The sequence below is a fragment of the Candidatus Stygibacter australis genome, from assembly GCA_030765845.1.
In the GTDB taxonomy this organism is placed as follows: Bacteria; Cloacimonadota; Cloacimonadia; order Cloacimonadales; family TCS61; genus Stygibacter; species Stygibacter australis.
In genome coordinates this window covers 1-8524 of the sequence record JAVCDJ010000026.1, presented here as the reverse complement: position 1 = coordinate 8524, position 8524 = coordinate 1, and the positions used below count along the sequence as shown (strand labels likewise).

Genomic DNA, 8524 nt, shown 5'->3' with positions numbered 1-8524 from the left:
AAATAAAACAACTAAAACAAGTCTCGCTAGAAGACTGGGTTGAACACTTATAGATCTCCCCATAAATGGAATACTGTATGACCGAATAGCACCAAGGGCACTATCACCATATTTAAGTACATAGATAAGCATAATAAATGTAATTATATAGAATATCCAGAAAGACCATTTAAACCATTTGATTTTCCAGAATAGATAGATCATTATACAAACGAAAATTGCTGCCACACTGATCAGGAACTGCTTGAGAAAAAAGGGTAATATCCCGCTAATCGACGTTATATCGAGCTGTATGAAAAGCCCCCAGATGATCAGCAATAAGTAACATATCATTAAACGCAGATCAATTTTCCTGAGTTCTTCAAGCAGATTGATCTTAGGGAGTTTCAAATTAGTTTTCATCAGCTATATCCTGCACTATTTTACAAAAGGTCTCGCCGCGGTGTATATAGTTTTTAAAGGCATCATAACTGGCACATGCTGGAGAAAGCAGGATTATATCACCAGGTATTGCCTTTGAATATGCCATTCTGACGGCATCTTCCATATTTTCACATTTCAGGAAGTTAATTTGACCTTTAAAGACAGCTTCCATCCGTTTACGGGTAGCACCAATTAAATAAATATGGATATTTTTGGGTTTCAGATAAGGGATGAGGATTGAAAAATCTTCTCCTTTATCAGAACCACCCAGAATTATATGCACATTTTCAGTAAATGATAAAAGCGCATATTTAACAGCATCTGTGTTAGTTGCTTTGGAATCGTTAAAAAAGCGAATCCCATTTACTGACTGGATAAATTCCAGGCGATGGGGAAGAGAGTGAAAAGTCTTAAGAGCTTTGATGATCTTTGCGTTTTTCCCTTTAGTATATTTTTCAATAGCAAGTAGTGAGGCCAGGCAATTCATTTCATTATGAGGTCCTGCAATTGACAGATCAGTAATATTATATTCCGTATCTCCAATACGTAATTTCTTGCCGCTTTTCCAGCCATCTGTCTTATTCCTTAGGGAAAACAGCTTCTTAGTTGCCATTATTTTATCTGACATCTTTTGGATTATCGGATCATCAAGATTGATAATTGCCAGATCATTTTCAGTCTGGTTATGGAATATATTAAATTTAGTTTCTGCATAGTGTTCAAAACTTTGATAGCGATCCAAATGGTCAGGAGTGATATTTAAGATAATAGCTGCATCAGCTTTAAATTCGTCAATCAGCTCTAACTGGAAACTGCTCAATTCCAGCACGATAAAATCTATTCCAGGTTTTTCAATGGGAAATGCGGTGAATGGAGTCCCAATATTACCTCCCAGAACGGTTTTAAATCCGCAGCCAGCTAGAAGGTGATAGATCAGACTCACAGTTGTGCTCTTGCCATTGCTGCCAGTGCAGCAGATAATGCGACTGTCAGAGGATTTCACCCGGTAACCGAATTCTATTTCGCTGATCAGTTCTATTCTCTGATCACGGGCTTTTTGCAATATCGGAAGCGATAATGGTACTCCCGGACTAACAATAATGCAATCAACAGCAAGAAGCTTCTCAGAATGACCGCCAAATTCACAATCATATAATCTACTCAGTTCTTCTGCATTTGGTATCTTATCCACCGGCTTATTATCACTCAGGAAAACATTGCCACCAAGCTCCGATATCTTTCTGGCAGCAGCGATTCCACTTCTTGCCATGCCAACGACCGCAAATTTCTTGTCTTTAATTATCATATTACTTCCCAGATTATCCTAACACACCATCAGGATTATATTTCTTTAATAATTTCTCCAGATGAATACTGTGCGAACCTTTCAATAAAATCACTGAATTATCAGGGATTTTATCGATTAAACCACTTCTTTGTAATGATTCAACATTGTCAAAATGATATTCAAAGCCATAATTTATTGCTTCTGCACCTACAGATATCATTAAACAATTCTCGCTATTTGCAAGAAATTTTCCAACTTCAGAATGTAAATGATGTGAGTTTCCCCCCAGTTCCAGCATAGAGCCCAGAATTACTACATGGTTTTTACCAGGTTGCTCCCTTTTCCAGTGCTTTAAGGCTGCTTTCATCGACTGAGGGTTAGCGTTATAACAATCAGCAATGATATATTGCTTGCCATATTCCAAAATCTCCATTCTCAAAGGAAGATTCAGGGTTTTACTGATACCCTGGCGAATTATTTCTGGGGTTAATCCCATACTCATGGCAGCTACGATAGCAATAGCTGCATTCGTAACCTGAAATTCTGCCTGAGCAGCGATCAGAAATTTTTGCTCATTTATTTTGAAAGAGTAACCATTATTAGTCTGATATATTCCGTGAATGCGATATTTTCTTTCAGGTTTAATACCAAAATCTTCTCCAGTCTGCATAATGAATTTTGGATCATCACCAGGAAACACTCTGATTTTTGCACCCTCTGAATAAATTTCAATTTTCTCGCGAAATACTCCCTCTTCGTTTTCCAGAAATTCAAGATGGGATGCACCTATATTTGTGATAATAGCAATTTCAGGTAAGCTAATACCAGTAAGCCATTTAATCTCACCAAAATGATTAGTACCCAGTTCAATTATTCCATATTTTGTAGATCCATCAAGTTTGAATAATGTTTTGGGAACACCTATATAGTTGTTTTCATTAGAATGTGTTTTAATTGTGTTTCCCTGTTCAGATAGCAGGTTATAAAGATATTCCTTCACGCTGGTTTTTCCTGTTGATCCTGTAATGCCAATCAGTTTTACGCTGAATAATAAACGGTAAATCCTGGCCAGGTTACCATAGCAGGATAAGGGATCAGCAACTTTGATCACACGCGGATGATCAAAATCAATATTATTGGCACATAAAGCCAGATTGCTTCTTTCTTCCAGTGCTGAGGATAGATAATTATGTCCATCAAAATTAACTCCCTGCAAAGGTATAAACAAAGCATTATTGCGTAGTTTCCGTGTGTCTGTGATTATATGGGATATTTTATTATTGTTTTTACGGGTAATTGTATTATTGCAGACAAATTCAAGCATTATCTCATCAAAATACAGATCATAATTTTGCTTTTGTAAGTATTTCTGATAATATTCCTTGATTACATCTCTTTCGTTAAAAGGATACTTTACTCCATTAATTTCCTGGAATGTTTCGTGCCCTTTACCAGTGATCAGGATTATATCATCGGATTGACTTATAAATAATGCGTCCATTATGGCTGATTTTCTATCTTCTTTGATCCAGATTGCAGATTTATTTGAACTTGTTTTAACTATGTCCTTTATTATCTCTAAAGGTTCTTCATCTCTTGGGTTATCAGTTGTTACGATCACTAGATCAGAATTTTGCAGACCTGCTTGAAGCATTAAGGGACGCTTTGTAGTGTCTCTGTTTCCCCCAGCTCCTATTATCGTGATCAATCTACCCTTTTTAAGTTCTGCCATGGTGCTGCAGACTTTTCTATCGCTTCCGGTGTATGAGCATAATCAATTATGATTATCTTGTTTTCTGGATTTTTAACTTTCTCAAGTCTTCCAGGTACTGCTTTCAGGTTCATTGTATTCTTAATAATTTCTTCTTTTTGTATCTTTGGATATAGCAACATAATACTGGCAAGAGCGAAGCTGAGATTTTGAATATTAAAATCACCATTTAAACCGGATTTAACATGATAATCAATATCATTTATAGTTAAAGTATATTCTGACATGCCTGCTGTTAACTTATTTATTATATATGATATATCACCATCATAATAAGATAAAGAATATTTGTTTCCAGAAATTGTATTCCAAAGCTTCTTTCCAAAATTATCATCTGTATTTATAAGTGAAATCCCCTCAGGTTTTAATTGTGAAAATAGCTGAGATTTGCATTTAAAATATTCATCCATATTATCATGAAAATCAAGATGATCTTGACTGAGATTTAGAAACATGGCAGCAGAAAATTTTAAGCCTGCTAATCTATGTAATGCCAGTGCATGTGATGACACTTCCATAAAAACGATTTCAATTTCAGATTGCTGCATTTGACTTAAGATCTTGCACTGATCGATGATATCAGGCGTAGTAAGTGAGGTTGGGTAATGTTTATCATTAATAAAATAGCCAATGGTACCAATGAATCCTGCATTTTTCCCTGCTAATCTGGCTAATTGATATCCAAGATAGGCAGTTGTAGATTTGCCATTTGTACCGGTCACACCTACAAGCTTCATCTTATCATCATCGATATGATAAAATAATCTGCTGAGATATGCTGCTGCCAGTCGGCTGTTTTTAACCAGGATTATATCACCTTCAGCATTTACTGGTCTTTCTGCTACTATCAATGTAGCACCATTTAATACTGCTGAATCCGCGTAAAGATGACCATCTGTAACGTAACCGCTCAGGCAAATAAAAATATCTCCCTTTTTTGCTTTTCGGGAATCAATTGCAATTCCTGAAAATTTTTGTCCTGAATCAATAGTTGATATTGAAACAAGCAGGTTATGTTGTTTTAATAGGGCAGTTACTTCATTTATTTTAACGTAAGATGGCATCCATCCTCCAGTGATATTTCTGTTTGTGGTTTTATAGATTGATCCACGACTACACCATTACCGTTCGCTGTGAGAGTGATAAAACGTGTTCTGGCTAATTCCAGTGCAGCTCTTAAACTCAAGCCCTTAAAGTCAGGCATCAGCTTTTTATCTGTAATGATCTCACCTGGCTGGGCTAAGGCTAATTTGACTTGCTGGCGCCGGCTGAATTTGATATTTGCTGGAGGGTATTGATCTGAGATGATCCCACCTGAACTATTATTAATAAATGAATAATCTATTTCCATATCCTTTAATATCTTCACTGCATCCTGTTTCTTAAGTCCAATTAAATTAGGCAGAATTGCTATCTCTTCTTGATATGAAGTAGTGCTGGTTACCAAATCACAATCCTTAAGCAGCAGAATATTCTTAACCACTTCTCTAAAGGTGGGTACAGCAGATTGAGAGGCAAAGTAATATTTATTTTTATCTTCAATACAGCGATCAAATGCCACTACGATCACAATACGAGGATCATTACTTGGTAAATATCCAGCAAATAAGGAGTTATGTCTGGTCTCTATCTTGCCGTTAATATCCTTGGTTATAATCTCTGATGTTCCGGTTTTACCGCTGATTTCAATATAGTCCAGATCCGTCGCAGTTGCTGTTCCTTCCTTAACTACATTTCGAAGATATCTCTGAATTGTTTTAATGTGAGCTGGTTGAGATATCCTGCGAAATATCTTAGGTTCCATCTTATTGCTTGTCTGGCCAAACTGATTTTTACTATAGGATAATATCTGAGGTTGCAAAATATTACCTTGATTGGCAAAGGATGCATATATTACTGCCATATGAAGCATATTAAGTGATATTTCCTGTCCAAAAGCAATAGAGCAAAGACTATACTCACTCCAATCTTCAGGATTTCTGAATATTCCCTTGGATTCACCATAAATTTCTGATAGAGTCTGTCGTCCTAAACCCATGTCATTATATCTATTCCAGAGCTTCTCTTTTCCCACTAAGATTGCCACGCGGCTTATCCCAGGGTTACTGGAATGTACTATTACACCTTCCAAAGGCAATTTACCCATGAGTTCATGATCACGAATTGTTCTTTTAGTATAACCATAATCAAAAACCAGAGGACTGCAATCTATCAGTTCGTTCTCCGAATATAGATTATCTTCCAGAGCAAGAAGTGCTGTGATCGGTTTCATCGTAGATCCCGGTTCCATGCAGTATGATACTGGTAAATTGGAATAAGACCTTAAAGTAGCTGTTGATTCATTATGATCATTTTCCTGCTCACCTGCTAATGCCAGTATCTCTCCAGTATGCACATCCATGATCACGCCCATGGCATTTTTAGCCTTGTATTTCAATAATCCTTCATGTAATTTCTCTTCCAGAATTTCCTGATAACGAACATTGATTGTCAAATATACATCCTGTCCATGAATAGGGGTTCGCGATTTAAGAGAAGGTTTAAGTACTTTATCACCTAAAGCATCTTTAATTACTTCTTGCCAACCATTTTCACCGCTTAGTAAATTCTCAAAAGTACGCTCAATTCCACAGCGTCCCTTGAGATGTTTGAACCTGTGTCCCCGTTCTCCCTGTTCGTCGGGACTGATGATTTGACTTGTGTCTGCCATAGCCAGTCCCAGCAATCGCGGAGCAAGATCCTGATAGGGATATACTCGTTTTTCCGACAACCTTGTTGCATGCAGTGATTCCATCAGTTTATCGTTACTTATCTCAAATTCAGGATTTTGATCAACTATCGCTGATACCTGTGTCTTGATTGCTTTGATCTCCGTTATCTGCAGTTTATCAGCCAGGAATATACTGCTGATCCCAGTGGAATTGATCCTTTCTGATATCCATCCTTTATCTCTTCCTGTCACGCTAGAGAATACTTCACTGATCAGGTTATATACTTCCCCTTCCTTCTTAGTATCTTTTAACACCTTATGAATTAACCCCTTATCAAGGTCTAACTGATAATAATATTGGGTGGTTACAAGTAAATTACCATTCCTGTCATAAATATTTCCACGATGGTAATATTTTTGTAACTTTGAAATCTTATGTCGTGTATCAATCTCTTCGCTAAGCTCAAAAGGATCAAATAAGGTGATTACTATGAGGTGGAATACTATGTAAACCAGGATCAGATACATTAGTATCTGAAATATTTTCAACCGGCTATCCATCCTAAACTCACTTCAACTGGTTAGGTGGTTCTGTGCTAAAAGCTTCTGCTGTTGGTGTGATAAATCTCAGCAGTGTAACTCCTTTTTCTCCTCCATCCTGTTCCCACACTTGATAAAATGCATAATCATCAAATGTGACTGGAAGCTCTAAGCCTAATTCCTCCTCTGCAAGCCGACAGAGATTCTCTCTACTTTTCTGTTCATTATTTGCCGATAATAAATCATAATGGCTCGTAAGTAACACTTCATAGTTCTCATCCAGTTTATCTGTCTTTGTATTAGTACGCAGAATGGTATCCATATTCAAAAAATAGGTTAAAGTGTAAGCAAACACGACAATAATAAATAAAGCTAATAATTTTCTACTCATAATCCCCCCTGATTATTAGATTCGAGTAGCATATCGCAACCTGGCAGAACGGGCTCTAACATTATCTTTATCCCCTTCTGAAGGTGTGATATCAGGATGAACTTCCAACCTTTTTTGCTTATTGCATAGGCACCGGGGTATTGACGGGTGACAAATGCATGATAATTGCTCAAATACAAAATATTTCTTTGTGATACGATCTTCTAAACTACTATAAGTTATCACTACTATTCTGCCACCCGGGTTTAGGATATTGACCGCATCCTTGAGAGCGGACTTAAGGGTTTCAAGCTCTTGATTTATCAGTATTCGTAAAGCTTGAAATATTCTTGTCCGGGCTTTGATCTTTAGTTTTGAACGCGTCGATCTGTCTATAATGGACGCTAATTCGGATGTTGTGGTCAAATGATTATCTTTTCTATAATTACATATTGCCTTTGCTATCTGGTAGCTCTCTCGCTCTTCACCATATTCCCTGAATATCCTGGTTAGTTCATTACAACTATATTCATTTACTATCGTCTCTGCTGTCAATTCACCAGACTGGTTCATTCGCATATCCAGTCTGCCTTCTCTCATATAACTAAATCCGCGTACGGGCGTATCAATTTGATGGCTCGAAATACCTAAATCAAATAAAATAGCGTCTATTGATTTGATTTCCTCAAGTGCAAGTCTTGTTCGCAGATTAACAAAATTATCCTGGATTATAGTGATCCGGTCACCATACTCCTTTTTAAGATATGAACATTGATTGATTGCATCAATATCCTGATCAAAACTGAACAGCTTCAAATCAGGTTCATGCTCCAGAATTGCTTTGGAATGCGACCCTCCACCCAGCGTGCAATCAACTGCCACGCTGCCAGGCTTAAGGTTCATTGCCTTTATACTTTCATTCAGCAGGACTGGTATGTGGTAATTCGACATAATCCATGTCCTCCTCAGCAGTAAATGCTTCCGGATCACTAAAGGTTTCAATCTTCTTTCTATCATACTCTTCGTTAGTATATATTTCCAGGTGATCACTCACACCCACTACTGTTACTGATTTGGGCTCATTTAAAAAGCTGTAGTGCAAAGCTGAAAGTTTAATTCTGCCCGAAGTATCAAGTTCTGTCGGTGGAGCACCAAACAGCTTGTGACGGTAGATTTGCTTACGGTACTGCGGTTTTCTATAGCTGTCAAGCCGCTCTTCGTAATCATACCATGCCTGCAGGGGAAAGATAAGCAAACGCCGGTCTCCAATAGTAACAAAACATCTGGGATCATCAAGAGCCCTGATCATCTTGGCAAATATCTTTGGGATCGATAAATGCTGACGATTAAGATTCATTTCAGTTGGACCCAGTATATCTCTTGGAAAATCCATAACATCTCCCTGCATTAATATGATGAGAA

Annotated in this window: 8 protein-coding genes; all 8 read right to left on the bottom strand. The window is 37.3% G+C overall.

The genetic code is table 11. The features are described from left to right. Positions 1-402 (bottom strand): hypothetical protein (locus tag RAO94_01265; GenBank protein MDP8320957.1); only part of this gene is annotated, 402 nt, incomplete at its 3' end. Beyond that, positions 392-1729, bottom strand: a complete 1338-nt coding sequence (murD, locus tag RAO94_01260; GenBank protein ID MDP8320956.1) for a UDP-N-acetylmuramoyl-L-alanine--D-glutamate ligase — start codon at positions 1727-1729, stop codon at positions 392-394. The genes RAO94_01265 and murD, both read right to left, overlap by 11 nt. Positions 1730-1742: 13 nt before the next feature. After that, positions 1743-3443, bottom strand: coding sequence for a UDP-N-acetylmuramoyl-tripeptide--D-alanyl-D-alanine ligase (gene murF / locus RAO94_01255; GenBank protein MDP8320955.1), 1701 nt, complete (start codon positions 3441-3443; stop codon positions 1743-1745). Further along, positions 3416-4546, bottom strand: a complete 1131-nt coding sequence (locus RAO94_01250) for a UDP-N-acetylmuramoyl-L-alanyl-D-glutamate--2,6-diaminopimelate ligase (protein MDP8320954.1) — start codon at positions 4544-4546, stop codon at positions 3416-3418. Before RAO94_01250 ends, murF begins: the two co-directional genes overlap by 28 nt. Next, a complete protein-coding gene (locus RAO94_01245; GenBank protein ID MDP8320953.1) occupies positions 4525-6753 on the bottom strand; it encodes a penicillin-binding transpeptidase domain-containing protein in 2229 nt (742 codons plus the stop codon). The genes RAO94_01250 and RAO94_01245 overlap by 22 nt, the downstream gene beginning before the upstream one ends. Before the next feature lie 7 nt (positions 6754-6760). Beyond that, positions 6761-7123, bottom strand: a complete 363-nt coding sequence (locus tag RAO94_01240; GenBank protein MDP8320952.1) for a hypothetical protein — start codon at positions 7121-7123, stop codon at positions 6761-6763. 15 nt (positions 7124-7138) lie between these two features. After that, positions 7139-8053: a 16S rRNA (cytosine(1402)-N(4))-methyltransferase RsmH gene (rsmH, locus tag RAO94_01235; protein ID MDP8320951.1), complete on the bottom strand. Its 915-nt coding sequence runs from the start codon at positions 8051-8053 to the stop codon at positions 7139-7141. Further along, positions 8019-8524, bottom strand: a 506-nt coding sequence (locus RAO94_01230; GenBank protein ID MDP8320950.1) for a hypothetical protein, incomplete at its 5' end; no start/stop codon positions are given. The genes rsmH and RAO94_01230, both read right to left, overlap by 35 nt.